Consider the following 18981-nt stretch of genomic DNA (forward strand, 5'->3'; position numbering starts at 1 on the left):
GTTATTTTTTGTCAAAAATAACTATTTTGAGTGATTCTTCTCTGCTCTGGTAAAAAAATGTAATGTGATATGTCGCTTTTTTAGTACATTTGTCGTAGTGATTCAGATAAATTGAAATATGGAAAAATGGATTTCTATATCGTTGTGCGTCTTTTTTACAGTAATGTCTTGTGCCGCTGGTATTACAAATGAAAAACTATACCGTAAAGCCGAAACCCATTTCAATAATAGGGAGTGGAATGAGGCTATGATGATGTATGATGTATTATTAACAGAAAATCCGACTTACCTTCCTCTATATGTATCGTCTATTATTGCGTCGTCAAAGATTGGAGCTTCTCAGTCGGTAATGCATTATATCGAATTGTCAGAAAAAAACGGAGTTTCTCTTGATTCTCTGTTCATAGGTGTAGAACGTCTGGCTCGGAATATGCAAGATACTCCGATATATGAGAATATGTTGATATTGATGAAGGGAGAACAACCTTGGTTGAAAAAAATAATAAATGGATATTTGCTTCGTTATTATCGATTTAGAAATAATTATGAGGAAATTGTGACTATTGCCGATGAGCTGTTACTGACTGTTCCTGATAATATTGCGATATTGAAAGTAAAAGGAGAAGCTCTTTTTATGACAGGAAAGGAGGCGGAATCGGTGGGTATTTATAAAAAGATATTGGAGCTTGATTCTCAAAATACTGATGCTTCTTTATTTCTTGGGAATTATTATTATTGGAAAGGTTCGGAAGCATTAAAAGCATTGGACCGTAATTTTAATGATTTGACTTCTCCAAACCGTATGCAGTACGCTGTTTATAAAAAAGAGAAGGACAGTATATTGGACAGTGACTTCGCTTCTGCGGCTTACTATTTGGAGAAAGTATCGGCTAAAGGTATGACTCCTTATGTAAAACAAGTTTTGTATGATATATATGTACAGCGTTCGGAAGTTTCTAAAGCTGAAGCATTGAAACCTAAAGTACGTAAGAGACTTCTTTAAATGCGTACTTTCGTTCTTCCCCATTTTCGGTTTCGAGTATCAGGTGACCATCATTTTCGATACCTTTTATAGAAGCTTTAAATAGTTCATTTTCGGTTTTGAAAAAATATGTGCCGTTGTTTCTGAAAAGGAATTTCATATAGCTGTCATTTAATGTTTTATCATTGTTTTCTTCGTAATGATAATAACGTTTCATTATGGCATTTAAGATATCGGACAGTAAGGAGTATCGGTCGATATCTTTACCTGTAATTTGTTTAAGGGAGATAGGATTTGGGGCTGTGGATAAAAAAAGTTCTTGGTTGACATTGATACCGATGCCTACGATGGCCGTATTGAATGTATGCCCGGTGAGCTCATTTTCGATAAGTATTCCTACCAATTTTTTTTCGTTCCAGTAAATATCATTAGGCCATTTGATAGAAAAACCGGGACCAAATTTTTGTAAAATATCGATAATCCCCAGAGAAATTATTTGTGATAAAGCGAATTGTCGAGATGCCGGAATATGATGAGGATATAAGACTATGCTGAAGGTCAAGTTTTTGCCCGGTTCAGATTCCCAACTATTACCTCTTTGACCTCGTCCGGAAGTTTGTTTTTCAGCAATGACAACCGAACATTCCTCGATTTCCTGTTTTGATAGGAGTTGTTTGAGATAATTATTGGTAGAGTCGGTCTCTTCTAATTGTAGTAACATAAAATAAGGGTTTATTTTTTATTATCCATTTCCTCGAATTGATGCAGGATTTTTTCTTGTTGAATCCGGGGTAATTTTTTTATTACTTCGAGATAAGAATGTCGTATCCATTCTTTAAAAAGACTGTCTTTAACTCGGCTATATTGTATTGTATTCCAATATTTTTTATTTGCATGATAGCCGGGTAATACGGTTGGATATTTTTCTCGTAGTTCTATTGCCAGTTCCGGGTCACATTTTACATTAGCCCATGTTTCGGTACTGTTACTGATGTCGGTATATAAGAACATTTTTCCTGCTACTTTAAATACTAAAGTAGTTTCGTCGAAAGGAAAGCATTCGGTTGTTTGTGGGAAGCTAAGGCAGTATTCCCGTAAAGATTCAATATCCATATTTTTTACTTTGTATAGGTGGATAAAATGCGTCTTGAATATGTTCTATTTCGTAAGAGTTTTCTTTGCATATGATAGAGACTATATCAAATCGTATGTCAAACGGTAAGTCGGTTTGTTTGATGTAGGAGTCAGCGGCATCTATCAGGTGTCTGATTTTTTTGTCGTTTATGGCATCTTCGGGTAAGCCGAATATATCGGATTGGCGAGTCTTTACTTCGACAATGACCAGATATTTACCTTGGGTAGCAACGATATCTATTTCATATCGGCCGTTTCGCCAATTTATATCACGTATGTCATATCCCTGCTTAACTAAATATTCTGCTGCGATTTTTTCTCCATTCTTTCCCAGAATATTGTGCTTTGCCATATTATCGGAATTTGAGATTTTGAATACAAAGATAGTCAATATAAATAATAGTTTATGAAAGATTTGTATGAATTGAAGATTGAAGGATTTCTAAAAAGATTGTCATAGAAAGAAACTTGCTNAAAAATATAAGAAAACAATGTCTTTTTTAGATAAAAAAATGGGATATTTGCAATGATTTTTGAGATAAAAATAAGTTTGATATGCAGATGAAAAAAATTTTGGAGAAGTATTTGGTATTTGTCGTTGGATTGTATTTTTTAGCCGTAGGTATTGTATTGATTGTGCGTTCAGCTTTGGGAACTACACCTATATCCAGTGTGAATTATGTGCTGAGTCTTAATACGCCTTTAACATTGGGGGCTTGGACATTTATCGTAAATGTATTGTTGATTATGGGACAGTTGTGGCTTGTAAGAAAGGTTGGTAGCAGGCAAGATGTCATAGAAATTCTTCTACAAATTCCATTTTCATTTATATTTTCGGCATTTATCGACTTCAATATGATAATAACGACGGGGTTGCATCCTAATGATTATTTGATGTCTTTAGCTTTATTGATTATAGGATGCGTTATACAATCGATAGGTGTCGTACTTGAAATAAAGCCTCGGGTGGCGATGATGAGTGCTGAAGGTTTTGTAAAATATGCTTCACGTTATTGTAATAAAGAGTTCGGAAAATTCAAGGTATATTTTGATATTACTTTGGTTTCACTGGCTGTTGTTATTTCCTTAATGTTTACCCAGCGAATTGAAGGTATTCGTGAAGGGTCATTTATTGCAGCATGTATAACAGGTTATATAGTGACTTTTTTAAATCAAAAAATCATGACGAGAAAGATGCTTCACAGATTATTTCCAATTTTGAGATAGTCTTTTAGGGCTACGGATATTTGTGGGGCATGAAGTATATTCTCCTCTTGTATTGCTATAAAAGAAAAATAATGTTTGGGATATATTGAAATATTGGATTTTGTTTTCTATATTTGTATAAGAAGTCTGGAAGTTTCATAACGAGACAAACGGCGGTTATTAATTAAAATAATACGGAGATGGGAAAAAGTCAGATGATTGTTGTTGCCGTTATCATTGCCATTGGATTGTATTTGTCCGGATGGGCATTGGGACATGCTATTATCGAGGTAAAGAATAAAGACCGAGTGGTGAGTGTAAAGGGCTTAGCAGAAAGAGAAGTTTCGGCTGATATGGTTATATGGCCACTGACATATAAAGAGATAGGGAATGATTTGGTTTCAATTTATACGACGGTAAGTCAAAAGAACTCGACGATAATAAATTTTCTCAAGAAAAATGGGATTACCGATAGTGAGATTACTACTTCTGCCCCTCAGATTATAGACATGGAAGCTGACCGGTATTCAAATAACAGAGTCCCTTATCGTTATAATGTAACTTCTGTCGTTACGGTTACGTCAACCCAGATAGATAAGGTGAGGGAGCTGATGTATCGGCAAACCGATTTGTTGAAACAGGGCATTGCTATTTCTGTGGGAGATTACCAATATCGTCCGCAGTTTATGTTTACTAAACTTAATGATATAAAGCCTGAAATGATAGAGCAGGCAACAAAGAATGCACGAAATGCTGCTGTCAAGTTTGCGAAAGATTCTGAGAGTGAATTAGGTAAGATAAAAACGGCATATCAAGGTCAATTTTCTATTGATGACCGAGATGCAAACACGCCTTACATTAAGAAAGTTAGAGTCGTGACGACAGTTGATTATTATCTAAAAGATTGATGGTAAATTCTCACGAATATTACATGAAGTTTGCTCTTCGTGAGGCGGAAGCCGCTCGTGACCGTAATGAAATTCCGGTAGGAGCGGTTGTTGTATGTAATGGACGTATTATTGCTCGAGCACATAATTTGACGGAAACATTGACTGATGTAACAGCTCATGCAGAGATGCAGGTAATAACAGCAGCGGCGAATGTCTTAGGGGGAAAATATCTCACAGGATGTACATTGTATGTCACAGTAGAACCTTGTGTAATGTGTGCTGGTGCCTTAGGTTGGTCTCAGGTAGGGGCAGTTGTATATGGGGCGTCAGATGATAAACGTGGTTTCCGTAAATTTGCTCCGGAAGCATTACGTCCGAAAACTGTGGTGACAAGTGGTGTTATGAAAGAAGAATGTGCTGCATTGATGAAAGAATTTTTTAAGAAAAAACGCTGATAATTATTATATTTATACTTGAAAAACCATATGAAAAAGATATGTTTCATTGTCGCTATGGCTGCTGAGGCCAAGCCTCTTATACAACATTTTGGATTGATGCATCAGGGAGGTCGTTTTGGGCAGGCTCCGAGCCAAGTATATCAAGGCAATTATAAAAATATAGAGATTACATTAGTAACCAATGGAAAAGATGCCGATACAGGTTTTGATTATATTGGATGTGAAGCCGCAACTTTGAGTACACACTTGGCCATTGCATATTATCATCCCGATATTATTATTAATGCGGGGACGGCAGGGGGCTTTGCGTCTAAAGGTGCAAAAATAGGAGATGTATATTTGAGTCATAAATATATAGTATTCCATGACCGGAGGGTCGATATTCCCGGATGGAACAGGATGGGGCAAGGGTATTTCCCTTGTATAGACTCAGATGAGATAGCTCGTTTGGGAGGATTTAAACAGGGAATTTGTACAACTGGCAGTTCTTTGGATATGACTGAAGATGATGCTGAGCAAATGCGCCAGACCGGAGGAGAAGTGAAAGATATGGAAGCTGCTGCGGTAGCTTGGGTAGCACAGTTGTATAAGACACCGATATTATGTGTGAAAGCTATAACAGATTTGGTCGGTGCAGATAGACCTACGGCACAACAATTTGATGATAATTTGAGCATGGCGACGCAAAAGCTCAAAGATGCTTGTTTCAAAATTGTAGATGAGCATTTGTTGAGAAAGAAAAAATGAGTATTTGTATCGTGTTGTAATGTCTTAAAAACTTCTCTTTTTCCAAATCGTCTAAAAAAGAGAAGTTTAATTTTTGTAAATAAGAAAACATTATTTACCTTTGTACCCGATTTTGAAAGACCATATAATGTCTAATTTATTAATGAAAATCAACTAATTAATTAAATGGAAGAATTAAAAAATTCTCCAGTCGAAAATTTTGACTGGGATGCCTATGAGAAAGGCGAAGTGTATGGTGATAAGAGCCGAGAAGAATTGGTAAATACTTATGACCAGTCTTTAAACACAGTTAAAGACAAAGAAGTAATCGAAGGTACAGTAATCTCTATGAACAAAAGAGAAGTCGTTGTAAATATCGGTTACAAATCGGATGGTGTCATTTCGATGAACGAATTCCGTTACAATCCTGATTTGAAAGTAGGTGATACTGTAGAAGTATATATTGAAAGTCAGGAAGATAAAAAAGGACAATTAGTATTGTCTCACAAGAAAGCTCGCGCTACTCGTTCTTGGGATCGCGTTAATTCAGCTCTTGAAAATGATGAAATCATTAAAGGGTTTATCAAGTGTCGTACGAAAGGCGGTATGATTGTTGATGTGTTCGGTATTGAAGCATTTTTGCCGGGCTCTCAAATTGATGTTAAGCCTATTCGTGATTATGATGTGTTCGTTGGAAAAACGATGGAATTCAAAGTGGTTAAAATCAATCAGGAATTCAAAAATGTGGTTGTTTCCCATAAAGCTCTTATTGAAGCTGAGCTGGAACAACAGAAAAAAGACATTATTGCAAAACTCGAAAAAGGTCAGGTACTTGAAGGTACCGTTAAGAATATCACCTCTTACGGTGTATTTATCGACTTGGGTGGCGTAGATGGATTGATTCATATTACGGACCTTTCTTGGGGCCGCGTAAGTCATCCGGAAGAAGTTGTTTCTTTGGATCAGAAATTGAATGTTGTAATTCTTGACTTTGATGATGAGAAGAAACGTATTGCTTTAGGTTTGAAGCAGTTGATGCCTCATCCTTGGGATGCGCTCAGTGCAGATCTTAAAGTTGGCGATAAGGTTAAAGGTAAAGTAGTTGTTATGGCTGATTACGGAGCATTTATTGAAATTGCCCCGGGTGTTGAAGGCCTTATACATGTATCAGAAATGTCTTGGTCACAACATCTGCGTAGTGCTCAAGACTTTATGAAAGTAGGAGATGAAGTTGAGGCCGTTATTTTGACTTTGGATCGTGAAGAACGTAAGATGTCTTTAGGTATCAAACAATTGAAACCAGATCCTTGGGAAGATATCGAAACCAAATATGCCGTAGGTTCTCGTCATATGGCTAAAGTACGTAATTTCACTAACTTTGGCGTATTTGTAGAAATCGAAGAAGGTGTAGATGGATTGATTCATATTTCAGACCTTTCTTGGACAAAGAAAATCAAACACCCGTCTGAATTTACTCAGATTGGAGCTGAAATCGAAGTTCAGGTTCTTGAAATTGATAAGGAAAATCGTCGCTTAAGTTTAGGTCATAAACAATTGGAAGAGAATCCTTGGGATGTATTCGAAACTATTTTTACAGTAGATTCGGTACACGAAGGTACTATTATCGAGATGTTAGATAAGGGTGCTGTAATTGCATTACCTTATGGTGTAGAGGGATTTGCAACTCCTAAACATTTGGTGAAAGAGGATGGAACTCAAGCTCAGGTGGATGAAAAACTCCAATTTAAAGTAATCGAGTTTAACAAGGATGCAAAGCGTATCATCCTTTCTCACAGCCGTATTTTTGAAGATGAAGCTAAAGCTGAAGCAAAGAAAGAAGCTGCAGCTAAGAAAGCATCCAAGAAGGCTGCTAAGGCAGATGAAAATGTAGCTATTAATAATAATGTAGAAAAAACTACATTAGGTGACATTGAAGAACTTGCTGCTTTGAAAGAAAAACTTGAATCAGAAAAGAAATGATCTGATTGACAAATTTATAGGCTATTAGAATACGGGGGCTACAGTTTTGTGTAGTTCCCGTATTTTCTTTTTATATTTATAATTTGAAATTGTTATATAGTTTGAATTATCCCTATTTTTAGGATATGGAAAAGAAAGTCCGTTTTGGAGTAGTAGGAACGAATACGATTAGTGACTGGTTTATTGCTGGCGCACGACAAGACTCTCGTTTCGAATTGACAGCTGTTTGCTCACGCTCACAGGAACGAGCCGAGGCATTTGCTGCTAAGCATCATATTCCGTGTACTTTTTCTTCGTTGGAGAATATGGCGAAAAGTTCGAAAATTGATGCGGTCTATATTGCTACGCCTAATTATGTGCATGCATCTCAGAGTATATTGTGTATGAGTTACGGGAAACATGTACTGTGTGAGAAGCCGTTTGCATCAAATGCATTGGAAGTACAGGAAATGATAAAAGCGTCTCATAAGTATCATGTAACGTTAATGGAAGCCATGATTTCGACATTGAATCCTAATTTTCTTATTGTCAGAGATTATATGAAGAAGTTAGGGACTATTCGTCGTTATTTTGCCAGTTATTGCCAGTATTCTTCCAGATATGATAAGTTTAAAGAAGGGGTTGTAATGAACGCCTTTAATCCGGCATTGTCGAATGGTGCGATTATGGATATAGGGATTTATACTATTTATCCGATGGTAGTCCTTTGGGGAAAGCCTTCTAAAATAGATGCAACGGGTATTCTTCTCTCTTCCGGAACTGACGGTCAAGGAGCTGTTAATTTTCAGTATGAAGGTTTAAATGCAACTGTATTGTATTCTAAAATAGCCAATTCTTATCTTCCATCTGAGATAGAAGGTGAGGAGGGGAATCTTCTTATGGACGGGATTCATATTATACGAGATGTTACTTACTTGCCTCGACCTCTTGCAATGTCGGGGAGAGGCCCTCAGGCTCTTCGTGAATCGATAGGTGTTGAATTGAATAAAAATGAATATTATTATGAGGTTGCTGAATTCATTAACTTAATTGAACAAGGATTATTGGAATCGAAAATTAATAGTCACCAAAATTCTTTGGTTACGTTAGAAATTATAGATGAAATACGCAAGCAAATAGGTGTAGTCTATCCTGCAGATAGGTAAAATGACTTGTCATGTGATTGATATTTTGATGTTATTGGAGGCTGAGTAATATCAAGGCGAGATTACGAACATATTTAAATGTGTCTTTCAAATTTTGAACACCGGGAGATAGTCGATAGGATGAGGATATCTTTTGGTCTGGTAATGTAAATATAGTATCTGATACCTGTGTTATTATTGGGGACGGAATATCTGTATATATTATCTGTAAAATGAATACTTTTTTATTGGATTATTAATTTAGATAAGTTATATTTGTTATACCACTTATAGAGATGGGAATTTTAGATAATGGCAAATATTGAATTGAACATTTTGGGATGTGGCTCGGCTTTGCCGACGACTCGTCATTTACCCAGTTCACAGGTGTTGAATGTGAGGGAGAAATTGTTTATGATTGATTGTGGTGAAGGTGCCCAGTTACAATTTCGTCGTCAGAAATTAAGATTTTCCCGATTGCAACATTTATTTATTTCGCATTTGCATGGAGACCATTGTTTTGGATTGCCAGGTTTGATTTCAACCTTAGCATTACTGGGTTATTCCGGAGAACTGGTGGTTCATGTGCATTATGAAGCTGAAAAACCATTTAGAGCTATGCTCGATTACTTTTGTCGAGATTTGCCTTTTTCGTTAAGATTCAATCCGATTGTTCCTGGAGAAAATATATATGAAGACCGTTCTTTGATTGTGCGGACATTGCCTTTAAAGCATCGTATACCTACTTGTGGATTTCTTTTTGAGGAAAAGCAAAAGCCTCGGCATCTGTTGGGGGATATGGTAAGGTTTTATAATATTCCGGTGAAGTTGTTGGCTGATATAAAAATGGGAGCAGATTACGTAACGCCTGATGGCCGGATTATTTTGAACGAACGATTGACCCGCCCGGCGGATCGGTCGATACGCTATGCATATTGTTCCGATACAGCTTATACTGAAAAATTGCTTCCTTATATTGAAGGAGTAGACTTGTTATACCATGAGTCTACATTTGCTGAAGATAATGTTTTGCGAGCAAAGGAAACTTTCCATTCGACAGCCAAGCAAGCAGCTACTATGGCATTAAAAGCCCGTGTAGGGCAATTATTACTGGGACATTATTCGGCCCGTTATTTAAATGATTCTATTTTTTTGGATGAGGCCCGGATGGTTTTTCCGAATACAATATTGGCCAATGAAGGTCTTGTGGTCCCGATAGATGGAAAATAATAAAGTTTTTCAAGGGGCTTCCTAAGTATTAATACCATTGTAAACGATCATAAGAGTTTCCACTCTTATCGTATTTCAGGTCGCTTAATAGAGATGATTTTACGCTGATGTGAAAATTGTAAGATTTGTATGGTCCCACAGGTATAAAGTTTGCACTCATACTCCAACAGTGCAAATCACGAGTAATACCGCAATTCATATAAGCTATTTTTTTCCGGTCAAAATCATAACTGGCAGAAAAATTGAATGACCAGTTTTTGGTCGGGCTTATATTCCCGGAAAAACTCAGATTTTGAGTGATTTTGCCGTTATATTCCATTTTCTTATAATTGAAGTCACCATAGCCATAGTTTATAGAGTAATTTATCGAAAGGCTCCAAGGTACTTTCCAGATCATATAACCGTCTTTTCCAAATTCCATATCGGTATTATTCTCTTCCTCTTGTTTATTTTCTTCATTTTCATATTTCAAAGTACTTTGGCTATTATCTATTTGGGTAGAGGCAGGACCGGTATCATCGTTACTTTTTTTATCGTCTTTATTTTTTTTCTTAAAGGTATCGTTATTGAAGGTATAAGAAAATGATGTACCGGTACTTGATAGGCGACCGAGGCCTTTGCCTGCTTTCCATCGGGGGATGTTTACTCGTACTGGTTGTCCTGCAGAATTGAGTTTATATGTATAAGTATCCCATGTGGCACTCATTTGAAGGTTAAATCCTTTGGTTAGTTTTATTAGTATAGATGAGTTGATATTGCTCCATTTCATGGAATCAGCAGCCATGTTATAACTGATACCTGCTGATAAGTTTTCAATAAGAGAAATTTTCCTGACACCTGTAGTATCTCGGTCAGATTTAACCTTCATTTCGAGATTATTGCTCATATTGAAAGATATCACTCCCTGTTTTCCACGAGAAACAGTCCCGAACATACCTTCTGAGAAGGGTGAGTATTCTACATCTTGTCGTCGGCCATTTGCATCTATTTTGGTATAAGTTTGCCAGAATCCATATCGGGAGCTTCCGAAATCCGGTGCGCCACTAAAACTGACACTTGGAGTGAACACATGGCGTATCATTTCAATTTTATCACCTAAAAAGGGTAGGGGTTTATAAAAACCGTAAAGTTTGGTCTGTGCGCTTACGCCAAAACTATAATTGAATACGTTATAAAACCCGTAAGTAGTATCTCGTACTTCTTGAGAAGCTTTAGGATCCCATTGCCGCATGATTTTGTTGGTATACATACGGTCGGTGAAAGAAAAAGATGGAGATATATTTATATATTTCAGCATATTAAATGTGGCCGAAATAGGAATAGTATGCTGCATCCCGTTTTGCCAATCTCTAATCAGATTAGATTTGAAAAATAGATTTTGTTTGGTTTCGATGGAATTGCGAAATATACCAGTGTAGTTGAGGCTTATTTTTTCATACCAGCGTTCTTTTCCTACGGGATTTTTTCTCTTGAATGGGTATACACGGCTTAGATTCAATGTAAAGTCCGGAAATGACACAGATAAGGTCGAATCTTTTGTTCTTTGGTTTATACTGGCTGTTGTTGAAATGCTGAGAGGTGCATTCGGGAAATTATAAGTCATGTTTACCGTAGAACTTTTGGTATTTTCCGTAAATGTTGCTGAATTATAATAACTATTTAAATTGTTGCGGTCATAACCACTGGTTGTGAAATTTACGTTGGCAGAGAAACTCATATTGGGATTTGCTTTCGAGTCTTGAGAGTGGTTCCATGTCAATCTGAAATTCTTTTGCTTTTGATAATCGGGCATACCTTTGTCTCCTAATATGGTGACCAGATACCCAATATTGAAATTTCCAGAGTATTTGTATCGTTTTATATAATTGGATTGACCATTGAGCCCCCAAGACCCTTTGGTATAAATTTCACCGGTTAAGGCCAAATCTATATAATCACTAATTGCAAAATAATATCCTCCATCTCTTAAATAGAATCCTCGGGCACTTTCATCTCCAAATGTCGGCATAATAATACCGGAAGAGTATTTGTCTGTAAATGGAAAAAAGCCAAATGGTATGGCTAAAGGTAACGGTACATCGGCGAGTACCATGTAGGCAGGACCTGTAACGATATTCTTTTTGGGACGTACTTTGGCTTTGGTAAGTTGTAGATAAAAGTGGGGGTGTTCATGATCGTCACATGTAGTGTATTTGCCATCTACCATGTAGAACTCATCGTTGTCCATTTTTTTTGTACGTCCTCCTGTCAAGTATCCTTCTCCTTGCTGGGTAATGATATTTGTTATGTATCCTTTTTTCGATTTGAAATTGTATTGCATGGTTTTGGATTCGTATTCTCCGCTTTTATCTTTATAAATCGGATTTCCGACTATTTCACCGGCTGTATCTGGACGTCCTACGGCATATACCATACTGCTATCCATGTTCATTCGTATCTCATCGGCATCAAGTTCTATATCTTGATAGTTGACGACCCCTTGCCCATACATATAGGCCATATTATTACCCAAAAATACGATAGAGTCGTTTGCCTTATATTCTACCACATCATCTAATCCTGCTTTTTTAGATTTCTTTGTAGAATCACTTGGAAGGGAATCATTTTTTAATGAATCTATTGCAATAGGAGGAATGGAGTCATTCTTTTTTTGATGAAGAGAATCAATAAGATTGAGAATGGCAGCCAAGGAATCTTTTACGGTACTGTCAGGTATAACATTGGCTGTTACCGGACGGAGTGCAGGAGTTGAAATCCGCTTAGTTTGTGCACTCAGGCCGAGCATCAACAATGTGCAGAAAACAGCTAAGATGGATATATAAATTTTATTTTTTGGCGACATTCGCAAACCTATAGGTTATCGGACTGCAAAAATACATAATTTACCCCAACTTATAAGGGATTGGGCGGGATTTAATATATTTTAGAGAAGAAACAATTTACACCAGCTTTCAAAACGATGGACAGATGCTTCTCCATATTTGACCATACTTTTACGTATTTTATCGAGGCTTTTTTCTTTTAAAGGGTCTGATTTGGAATAAAATTTGTCTGAAAAACAGATTATTTGCTCTTCAATACTTATGGGCAGCATGTCCCGATGCGGGATAGGTAGATTTTGAGCTATAATTTCATCAAGGGAGAGTCCGGCACCTGTATGCCGTTCGCAGACAAGGGCATGTCGAGGTAATCCTTCTTTTTTTAAAAGTTCACTACCCAAAGTCCCGTGGCAAATATATGGTCTCGCTCCATGGCATTCAATATCTGGAGCATCAGTTAGAAAAATTCCAATATCGTGTAACATGGCAGCTTCGGCAATAAATTGCTTATCTGCATTAAATTCAGGGTGGGCATTGGCTATAGCCAATGCTTTTTCTGTTACTAATTGACTATGGTCTACAAGTATATCATAAAGTTTAGTACCGGGTGTATAGTATTTTTTTATTATTGTTTGCGGGTCCATATCCTCTTTATTTTATGCAATGATACAAAATCTTTTTGAAAAAGAAAGCGTGCAATTTACAAATAAACTTAGAGGCTGTTTAAAATTATCAAAAAATAGGTTATTCTTTTTATTTATTATTCTGTAGTATGTTTTTTATTTAGAAGTCTGGTTATATGTAAGTTCTGCTTTTGTCCTTTGACTTCAGATTTTTATCAGATAGGATTTTAAATTAAGATATCATATACAATTCCTTTTTTCAAGAGGGTATTTTCATATTCTCTTGAAAAAAGAAATTGTCTTGTTTGTATGTTGTAAATTTTATTTTTCCTCAGCAAACATCGGATCCCAGGCCGGCAGGAGGGTTGCTTTTTGTTTTAGTACTTCTTTTACTTTTGGAGTAATGTATTTTTTATCGACGACAAGACGGAACATGTATTCGTCAAACCATTTGTCTGTCATGATTAAATGTCCATTGTTTGCACCTGGTCCCCAACTATTCTCTACCATCCACTTTTTAGGCTTACCGTTTGGGTCTAAGTCTACGGCCATCAAAGTCATTGCATGAGATGAACCGCTTGCAAAAGTTTGTACACGTTGCTTCTTATCCATATTGAAAGTAGTTCCCATCAAAGAACCATAATCATAATAGTCTGTATCGAGTAAGCCTCGTTCTCTATCGAGAAATTTGCCTACATCGCATGAAAAATACATCATAGTACTATCTTTAATGGATGCAATAGCCATTTCTTTGATGTCTTCTATTGGTAAGTTTACGTATGTCCAGTTTCTACCATCATAGCGATGGCGGTCGTAATCTATTTCATATAGCTTATAGTAGTCGCGGCTGGGATCATTCATTAGCATGACATAGTTATTGGTTAAGTCTTTTCCTATAAATTCATTGAAGAAAGACATAGGTGTATATTCTTTGGTTTCAACCGGATTGCCTTTGGCATCTTTTCGTGTCCAGGTAAATGAGGCAGGTGGTTCTCCTAGGTTGAGTACCAGCATACGGTATATAGTACCTAACATTTGTATCTTGCTTTTTTCTAATGAGGCAATAGAGCTTCCTTGGGCCGCTTCATTACGTAATTGTATCCCAAACTCTCTTAGTTTTAGCTTTATCAAATATGCCATACGACTGGTGTTTTCGCTACTGTTTGTCTCTGTCATAACTTCTGCTGGAACTACACCATATTTGCTTAAAATATCGGATATTCCAGTGAATTGTCCCCCGTCACTTAAGGGGTTTTTGAAGAGCCATTCTACCATCTTATCGTTTATAGGCTTTTTGCGGGTATCGATGATTCCTTGTAGAAAGAGGTTGGCTTTTTCGAGCTGGTCCCAGAAAAAAGGATAGACTTGAGAAAATTGAAAATCTCCCATATCATATTTGGCAATAGCTTGTGCTCGGAATACATTCAATCCCGTGAATAGCCAACATCGTCCAGATGATTTTTGGTCGGTGATACCTTTACTATTGATTTTGTGAGAGAAATAGGTATCAAAGTTATTTTTGTTGTCAATGTTTATGGCCAGTTTATTTATATCGTTATTGCAAATAGCATTGCGTATCGCTTTATCAGTTGATGTTCCCTGATATGATTGTTTGATTTGTTGCAGCATTTCAGAAGAAATGCCACCTTTTTCGGTTTGTTGGCTATTTGCCAATAGAGAGATGCTAAGAAAGAAGCATGCTATTGGTAAGTAATAGGATTTCATAGTTGAGTATATTATATGTATTATTTTTTGTTTGTTTTATTTCAAATATTTTTTTGCCGGAATAGGAACATTGTTTCTAAGGTGGGTTTTTCTCTTATAGTTTTGGGGTAAAGTCGGATCTCCTCCTATATAATGAGGAAAATCTGGATATGGATATACAGGTCGTTGCATTTCTATTTCTTTTCTGGAATTATCTTTATATCGGGTGGCTATTATTCGCTCAGGGGCTTTTCCCTTTTCTACCCAGTCCATCAATAAGGTGAGAATATCTTGCTCTTTGTCTGGATTTGGAGGTGTAGGAAATCCTTGTCCAAAGTCGTTTACTCCAGGACCGTTGGCACAATGATTCATTCCAGGAATAATGAAATAACGGAAAAATGTTTGTGTTTCTTCTAAACTTCCTGTTTGTTCTATTACCCGTTCATAATAATTTATTGCGTCAGGAAAAGGAACAATGGGATCACATGTTCCTGTGTACATTATGATTTTTCCATTATTTTTTTTCAATGGTCTTAAATCTGGATTGTTTGCATTTAATATTGGTGCCAGTATAGAATCGACTTTTTCTAAATCTTTGTCAAAATCAAATTTGCGGTAATCGAAATCTTTTCCAAATGCCCAGATAAATGGGTACAAAAGTTCGTTGACTGCTGATTTTCCTTGAAAGTATTCTTGTCCAGATGGTTTATCTTCGCTGTTTAAAGGAAAAGAGCAGTATATTCTTTCTCCTGTATTTGGATTGACAGGTCCGTTGAGTATCTTTTTTAATATGTTTATTTGCTTTTCTGATAGAAAAGATTTGAAGATTTCCGTATCGATGGTGGCAATTCTTGGGTCTGTGAGAAAATGGTCAGTTGGAGCTCCCCCGTCTTTACCCACATTTTTTTGTATGACAATTTCAGTTATTTTCTGTAATTGTTTTTTTGAAAACATCAATTCTGGATTTTCGTTGCATAGAGCATGGCACCATAAAAACATGGTGTGTAGATGTGTGCGGTTATTGGCTGGAGCTCCGGCTAATATTCCATTGTAATCTTCAGGGTAGCGTTGGGCTTCGGAGAGAGCTTGCTGTCCTCCTGTAGAGCAACCTTGGAAGTAAGAATAGAGTGGTTCTTTTCCATAATATTTTTTTATGAATTTTTTTGCAACTACGGTCATTTCGTGTGTTGCTCGATATCCAAAGTCTTTCCATCGTTCGGGATATTCATACACCTCATGTGCTGCCGGAGAAGTTCCCATGTCTGTATTGGCAACGGCAAACCCTCGTTTTAGCCCGATTTCAAGAGCCCAAAAATTTATATATCCAGCTCCTCCTCCAGTTCCTGTACCTAAAAAACGCCCATTCCAGTTTTCAATGGGCATCCATACTTCTATTCCAATGTTTGATTCGGATGTAGGTCGTGATATTAATGAAATACGTCGGAATGGAGGTAGTCCGGTCATTATCTTTTGAGAGTAAGGCTCAATAAAGTTTCCTCCGGTGATATCTTCTATATTGTTAATGATGATATGTGGATGGAGTGTCGTATAAGATTGTTTTATTCTTTCAGATGCGGTTTGTGCCGAAACGGATATGTTATATCCGATGAGTGAAAACAATAAAAATAGGAAAATAGAGTGAAGGTTTCTAAACATGATTTTAAAGGCTAATGTATCTCTGTTACTGCAAAGATAAATAAAAAGCAGAGAATGTCAATGTCGGGAAGAAACTAATATAAAGGTTATAATTTGATTTATGACTTATTATTGTTTTAGGGGGATAGAAGTATTCAGAATATTTTGTGATATTTATGACTGTGGGGTTGATCTTGCTTATGCATATAATAATCTTGATGATAGTTTTCTGCTGGCCAAAATTTTGTTACAGGAAGTAATTGAGTAGCTACTTTAAAGCCCATTTGTGAAAGTCGTTTCATAAGTTTGATTGCAATATCCTTTTCTTCAGGAGTAGACCAAAAAATTGCAGAACGGTATTGTGGTCCAATATCTGAGTTTTGTCCATTTGTTTGGGTGAAATCATGTATTTCGAAAAAGTATTTAAGGAGTTTTTCATAGCTTAATTTCCGAGGTTCATATTGAATTTCTACGGTTTCATAATGTCCTGTTGTTTGCGTGCATACTTGTTTATATGTAGGATTTTCTATTTCGCCTCCCATATATCCGACAGTGGTATAAAGTACGCCATTGAGTTTTTTAAGATAATATTCGATACCCCAAAAACTGCCACCAGCTAGCCATGCGGTTCGAGTTACGTTTTCTAAATTTTTATTTTTGATTTTTACAGAAAGAGCATTGATAAAATATCTGAATCCGTTTGATGATAAACGTTCGCTGAAAAATATATATCCTAAAAAAGTACCGCAACAGTTGCAAAAAATTTCGGAACGTATATTTTCTGTAACAGGTTGGTGTCGGATTTTTCCAGGTATAGCATTGGCGAAAGAGAACCATCCTATTCGGGAAGCCAGTTTGTTTTTGAGTGAGAATAGAGGGGTATTACAGTTTTTACAATTATAAGTTTCGTCCTCGTAGGAGTTGTCATTTCCCTCTTTGAGAGACTGGTTGCAGCTGTTGTGTAGAGCAACATAAGTTTTTTTGTAAGATAAGTCGTTAAAATCCATTATTATAGCAACTATGGTTAATACAAATGTGTGAATCTTTATAATCTTATGTATTTATTAACAAGTTGCTTGTATGATTTGTTTATAAAAATGACAAAAAAATCCTGCTTTAGGCAGGATTTTTGATAAAGGTATTTTTGAATTTATGATATTTATTCAACAATAGTTATCCATCCGAAGGTATCAGGTTCGTCTCCGTATTGAATGGCCCGAAGTTTATTATAAAGTTTTTCACATATTACCCCAGGTTTGCCATCCTTAGAAAAAATATAAGATTTATTGGCATCTAAGTCATCTATGCGTTCGATAGGACTGATAACAGCGGCTGTACCACATGCTCCGGCTTCTTCGAAAGTTTCAAGTTCTTCTTCTGGTACTCGACGTTGTTCGACAATCATACCCATCGAATCGGCAATTTTCATCAAACTTTTGTTGGTGATTGAGGGAAGAATAGATGATGATTTAGGAGTGATGTAGTGATTGTCTCGGATTCCAAAAAAGTTGGCTGGTCCACATTCGTCTATATATTTTTTCTCTTTTGCATCGAGATATAATACTGCAGAGTATCCCATTGCATGGGCTTTCTCTCCAGCTACCAGGCTGGCGGCATAGTTACCTCCAACTTTGTAGATACCTGTGCCTAAAGGTGCTGCACGGTCATACTGTCTTAGTATTACCATTGGGGTTGGTTTAAATCCTTCTTTGAAGTAAGGGCCAACAGGTGTTACAAAAACAACAAATAAATATTCAGATGATGGTTTTACTCCAACTTGGGCACTTGTCCCGATAAGTAAAGGACGTATATATAATGATGCTCCGCTTTCGTAAGGAGGAACGAATCTCTCATTTTTCTTTACAACTGTAACAATGGCTTCTTTGAATTTTTCTGTTGATAGTTCGGCCATCATGATACCTCGACAGGTACTTTGTAAACGTGCTGCATTTTCTTCGAGTCGAAAGATTCGTATTCTTCCATCTTTACCTCTGAAGGCTTTTAATCCTTCAAATCCTTCTTGGCCATAGTGAAGACATGTTGCAGCCATATGCAAATTGATGTCGGGAGTATCCCAAATTTCTAAATCGCCCCATGCATTATTTTTGTATGTGTAGCGTACATTATAATCGGTCGGCATATAACCGAACGATAGATTCGACCAGTCTATAGTTTCCATACTATTAAATTTTTTTGAATCGATATTTTAATTCTATATAATTTTTCAATATTCTTTCATTGATTCACAAAGTTAATGTTTTTTAGCAATAAGCGTATTTTTTTTGATAAAATATTAGTTTCTGATGGATAAATGCTATTTTTTTCTATAGAAGCCGTTTAAATTATTTGATGAAATCGTGAAGACTGGTTTTGAATATCTTTCTACTTTGTATTTTTATTTATCGGATAATCAGTTTTTTCTATATAAAATCGAAAAAATATATTCAACGAAATTTTAGAAATGGATTTG

At 36.4% G+C, this 18981-nt stretch carries 17 protein-coding genes; 8 read left to right on the forward strand and 9 right to left on the reverse strand.

The annotated features are described in order from the left end of the window. The first annotated feature begins 118 nt into the window (after nt 1–118). Nucleotides 119–1003 carry a tetratricopeptide repeat protein gene (locus BN2628_RS14815; RefSeq protein WP_052431475.1) on the forward strand — a complete coding sequence of 295 codons (885 nt, stop codon included), beginning with the start codon at nt 119–121 and terminating at the stop codon, nt 1001–1003. Here the strand turns inward: BN2628_RS14815 and BN2628_RS14820 are convergent. Genes BN2628_RS14820 through BN2628_RS14830 form a run of 3 tightly spaced genes read right to left on the reverse strand, consistent with a single transcriptional unit; the run spans nt 978 to nt 2468 of the window. Next, nucleotides 978–1703 carry a biotin--[acetyl-CoA-carboxylase] ligase gene (locus BN2628_RS14820; protein ID WP_044227470.1) on the reverse strand — a complete coding sequence of 242 codons (726 nt, stop codon included), beginning with the start codon at nt 1701–1703 and terminating at the stop codon, nt 978–980. The genes BN2628_RS14815 and BN2628_RS14820 overlap by 26 nt on opposite strands. A gap of 11 nt (nt 1704–1714) precedes the next feature. Continuing rightward, nucleotides 1715–2095, reverse strand: coding sequence for an MmcQ/YjbR family DNA-binding protein (locus tag BN2628_RS14825; protein WP_044227468.1), 381 nt, complete (start codon nt 2093–2095; stop codon nt 1715–1717). Beyond that, entirely contained in the window at nt 2085–2468 is a 384-nt protein-coding gene (locus BN2628_RS14830) for a YraN family protein (RefSeq protein ID WP_044227465.1), read from the reverse strand. Before BN2628_RS14830 ends, BN2628_RS14825 begins: the two co-directional genes overlap by 11 nt. Nucleotides 2469–2677: 209 nt before the next feature. Here BN2628_RS14830 and BN2628_RS14835 point away from each other — a divergent pair, with 209 nt between their 5' ends. The 7 genes from BN2628_RS14835 to BN2628_RS14865 all read left to right on the forward strand — a co-directional run bounded on the left by BN2628_RS14835 (nt 2678) and on the right by BN2628_RS14865 (nt 9730). Continuing rightward, nucleotides 2678–3343 carry a YczE/YyaS/YitT family protein gene (locus BN2628_RS14835; RefSeq protein ID WP_370757474.1) on the forward strand — a complete coding sequence of 222 codons (666 nt, stop codon included), beginning with the start codon at nt 2678–2680 and terminating at the stop codon, nt 3341–3343. Between the two features lie 179 nt (nt 3344–3522). Continuing rightward, nucleotides 3523–4230: an SIMPL domain-containing protein gene (locus tag BN2628_RS14840; protein WP_257606506.1), complete on the forward strand. Its 708-nt coding sequence runs from the start codon at nt 3523–3525 to the stop codon at nt 4228–4230. Further along, the gene (locus tag BN2628_RS14845; RefSeq protein ID WP_044227459.1) at nt 4230–4667 is read left to right on the forward strand and encodes a nucleoside deaminase; all 438 of its coding nucleotides are present in this window, start codon (nt 4230–4232) and stop codon (nt 4665–4667) included. Before BN2628_RS14840 ends, BN2628_RS14845 begins: the two co-directional genes overlap by 1 nt. A gap of 30 nt (nt 4668–4697) precedes the next feature. Further along, entirely contained in the window at nt 4698–5417 is a 720-nt protein-coding gene (locus tag BN2628_RS14850; RefSeq protein ID WP_074024201.1) for a phosphorylase family protein, read from the forward strand. A 165-nt stretch (nt 5418–5582) separates the two neighbouring features. Beyond that, on the forward strand, nt 5583–7376 hold the full coding sequence (rpsA, locus tag BN2628_RS14855; protein ID WP_021930957.1) for a 30S ribosomal protein S1: 1794 nt from the start codon (nt 5583–5585) through the stop codon (nt 7374–7376). 125 nt (nt 7377–7501) lie between these two features. Then, the gene (locus BN2628_RS14860) at nt 7502–8521 is read left to right on the forward strand and encodes a Gfo/Idh/MocA family protein (RefSeq protein WP_055098647.1); all 1020 of its coding nucleotides are present in this window, start codon (nt 7502–7504) and stop codon (nt 8519–8521) included. Between the two features lie 291 nt (nt 8522–8812). After that, a complete protein-coding gene (locus BN2628_RS14865) occupies nt 8813–9730 on the forward strand; it encodes a ribonuclease Z (RefSeq protein WP_044227453.1) in 918 nt (305 codons plus the stop codon). 28 nt (nt 9731–9758) lie between these two features. Here BN2628_RS14865 and BN2628_RS14870 read toward each other — a convergent pair whose 3' ends face one another. The 6 genes from BN2628_RS14870 to BN2628_RS14895 form a co-directional block, all read right to left on the reverse strand. Then, nucleotides 9759–12572, reverse strand: coding sequence for a putative LPS assembly protein LptD (locus BN2628_RS14870; protein WP_044227449.1), 2814 nt, complete (start codon nt 12570–12572; stop codon nt 9759–9761). 81 nt (nt 12573–12653) lie between these two features. After that, on the reverse strand, nt 12654–13193 hold the full coding sequence (locus BN2628_RS14875; protein ID WP_044227446.1) for an HDIG domain-containing metalloprotein: 540 nt from the start codon (nt 13191–13193) through the stop codon (nt 12654–12656). Nucleotides 13194–13493: 300 nt separating this feature from the next. Continuing rightward, entirely contained in the window at nt 13494–14897 is a 1404-nt protein-coding gene (locus BN2628_RS14880) for a C1 family peptidase (RefSeq protein WP_044227442.1), read from the reverse strand. A gap of 36 nt (nt 14898–14933) precedes the next feature. Continuing rightward, nucleotides 14934–16532 (reverse strand): tannase/feruloyl esterase family alpha/beta hydrolase, encoded by a 1599-nt coding sequence (locus BN2628_RS14885; RefSeq protein ID WP_055098648.1) that lies wholly within the window; start codon nt 16530–16532, stop codon nt 14934–14936. 134 nt (nt 16533–16666) lie between these two features. Then, nucleotides 16667–17518 carry a peptide-methionine (S)-S-oxide reductase MsrA gene (gene msrA, locus BN2628_RS14890; protein WP_055098649.1) on the reverse strand — a complete coding sequence of 284 codons (852 nt, stop codon included), beginning with the start codon at nt 17516–17518 and terminating at the stop codon, nt 16667–16669. 152 nt (nt 17519–17670) lie between these two features. Next, a complete protein-coding gene (locus BN2628_RS14895; protein WP_021930947.1) occupies nt 17671–18690 on the reverse strand; it encodes a branched-chain amino acid aminotransferase in 1020 nt (339 codons plus the stop codon). Between the last annotated feature and the right edge of the window lie 291 nt (nt 18691–18981).

It is taken from the genome of Gabonia massiliensis (assembly GCF_001403595.1).
Lineage (GTDB): Bacteria > Bacteroidota > Bacteroidia > Bacteroidales > Coprobacteraceae > Coprobacter > Coprobacter secundus.

Coding starts and splice junctions, on each gene's coding strand:
- BN2628_RS14815 (WP_052431475.1), top strand. CDS start 119: ATGGAAAAATGGATTTCTATATCGTTGTGCGTCTTTTTTACAGTAATG.
- BN2628_RS14820 (WP_044227470.1), bottom strand. CDS start 1,703: ATGTTACTACAATTAGAAGAGACCGACTCTACCAATAATTATCTCAAA.
- BN2628_RS14825 (WP_044227468.1), bottom strand. CDS start 2,095: ATGGATATTGAATCTTTACGGGAATACTGCCTTAGCTTCCCACAAACA.
- BN2628_RS14830 (WP_044227465.1), bottom strand. CDS start 2,468: ATGGCAAAGCACAATATTCTGGGAAAGAATGGAGAAAAAATCGCAGCA.
- BN2628_RS14835 (WP_370757474.1), top strand. CDS start 2,678: ATGAAAAAAATTTTGGAGAAGTATTTGGTATTTGTCGTTGGATTGTAT.
- BN2628_RS14840 (WP_257606506.1), top strand. CDS start 3,523: ATGGGAAAAAGTCAGATGATTGTTGTTGCCGTTATCATTGCCATTGGA.
- BN2628_RS14845 (WP_044227459.1), top strand. CDS start 4,230: ATGGTAAATTCTCACGAATATTACATGAAGTTTGCTCTTCGTGAGGCG.
- BN2628_RS14850 (WP_074024201.1), top strand. CDS start 4,698: ATGAAAAAGATATGTTTCATTGTCGCTATGGCTGCTGAGGCCAAGCCT.
- rpsA (WP_021930957.1), top strand. CDS start 5,583: ATGGAAGAATTAAAAAATTCTCCAGTCGAAAATTTTGACTGGGATGCC.
- BN2628_RS14860 (WP_055098647.1), top strand. CDS start 7,502: ATGGAAAAGAAAGTCCGTTTTGGAGTAGTAGGAACGAATACGATTAGT.
- BN2628_RS14865 (WP_044227453.1), top strand. CDS start 8,813: ATGGCAAATATTGAATTGAACATTTTGGGATGTGGCTCGGCTTTGCCG.
- BN2628_RS14870 (WP_044227449.1), bottom strand. CDS start 12,572: ATGTCGCCAAAAAATAAAATTTATATATCCATCTTAGCTGTTTTCTGC.
- BN2628_RS14875 (WP_044227446.1), bottom strand. CDS start 13,193: ATGGACCCGCAAACAATAATAAAAAAATACTATACACCCGGTACTAAA.
- BN2628_RS14880 (WP_044227442.1), bottom strand. CDS start 14,897: ATGAAATCCTATTACTTACCAATAGCATGCTTCTTTCTTAGCATCTCT.
- BN2628_RS14885 (WP_055098648.1), bottom strand. CDS start 16,532: ATGTTTAGAAACCTTCACTCTATTTTCCTATTTTTATTGTTTTCACTC.
- msrA (WP_055098649.1), bottom strand. CDS start 17,518: ATGGATTTTAACGACTTATCTTACAAAAAAACTTATGTTGCTCTACAC.
- BN2628_RS14895 (WP_021930947.1), bottom strand. CDS start 18,690: ATGGAAACTATAGACTGGTCGAATCTATCGTTCGGTTATATGCCGACC.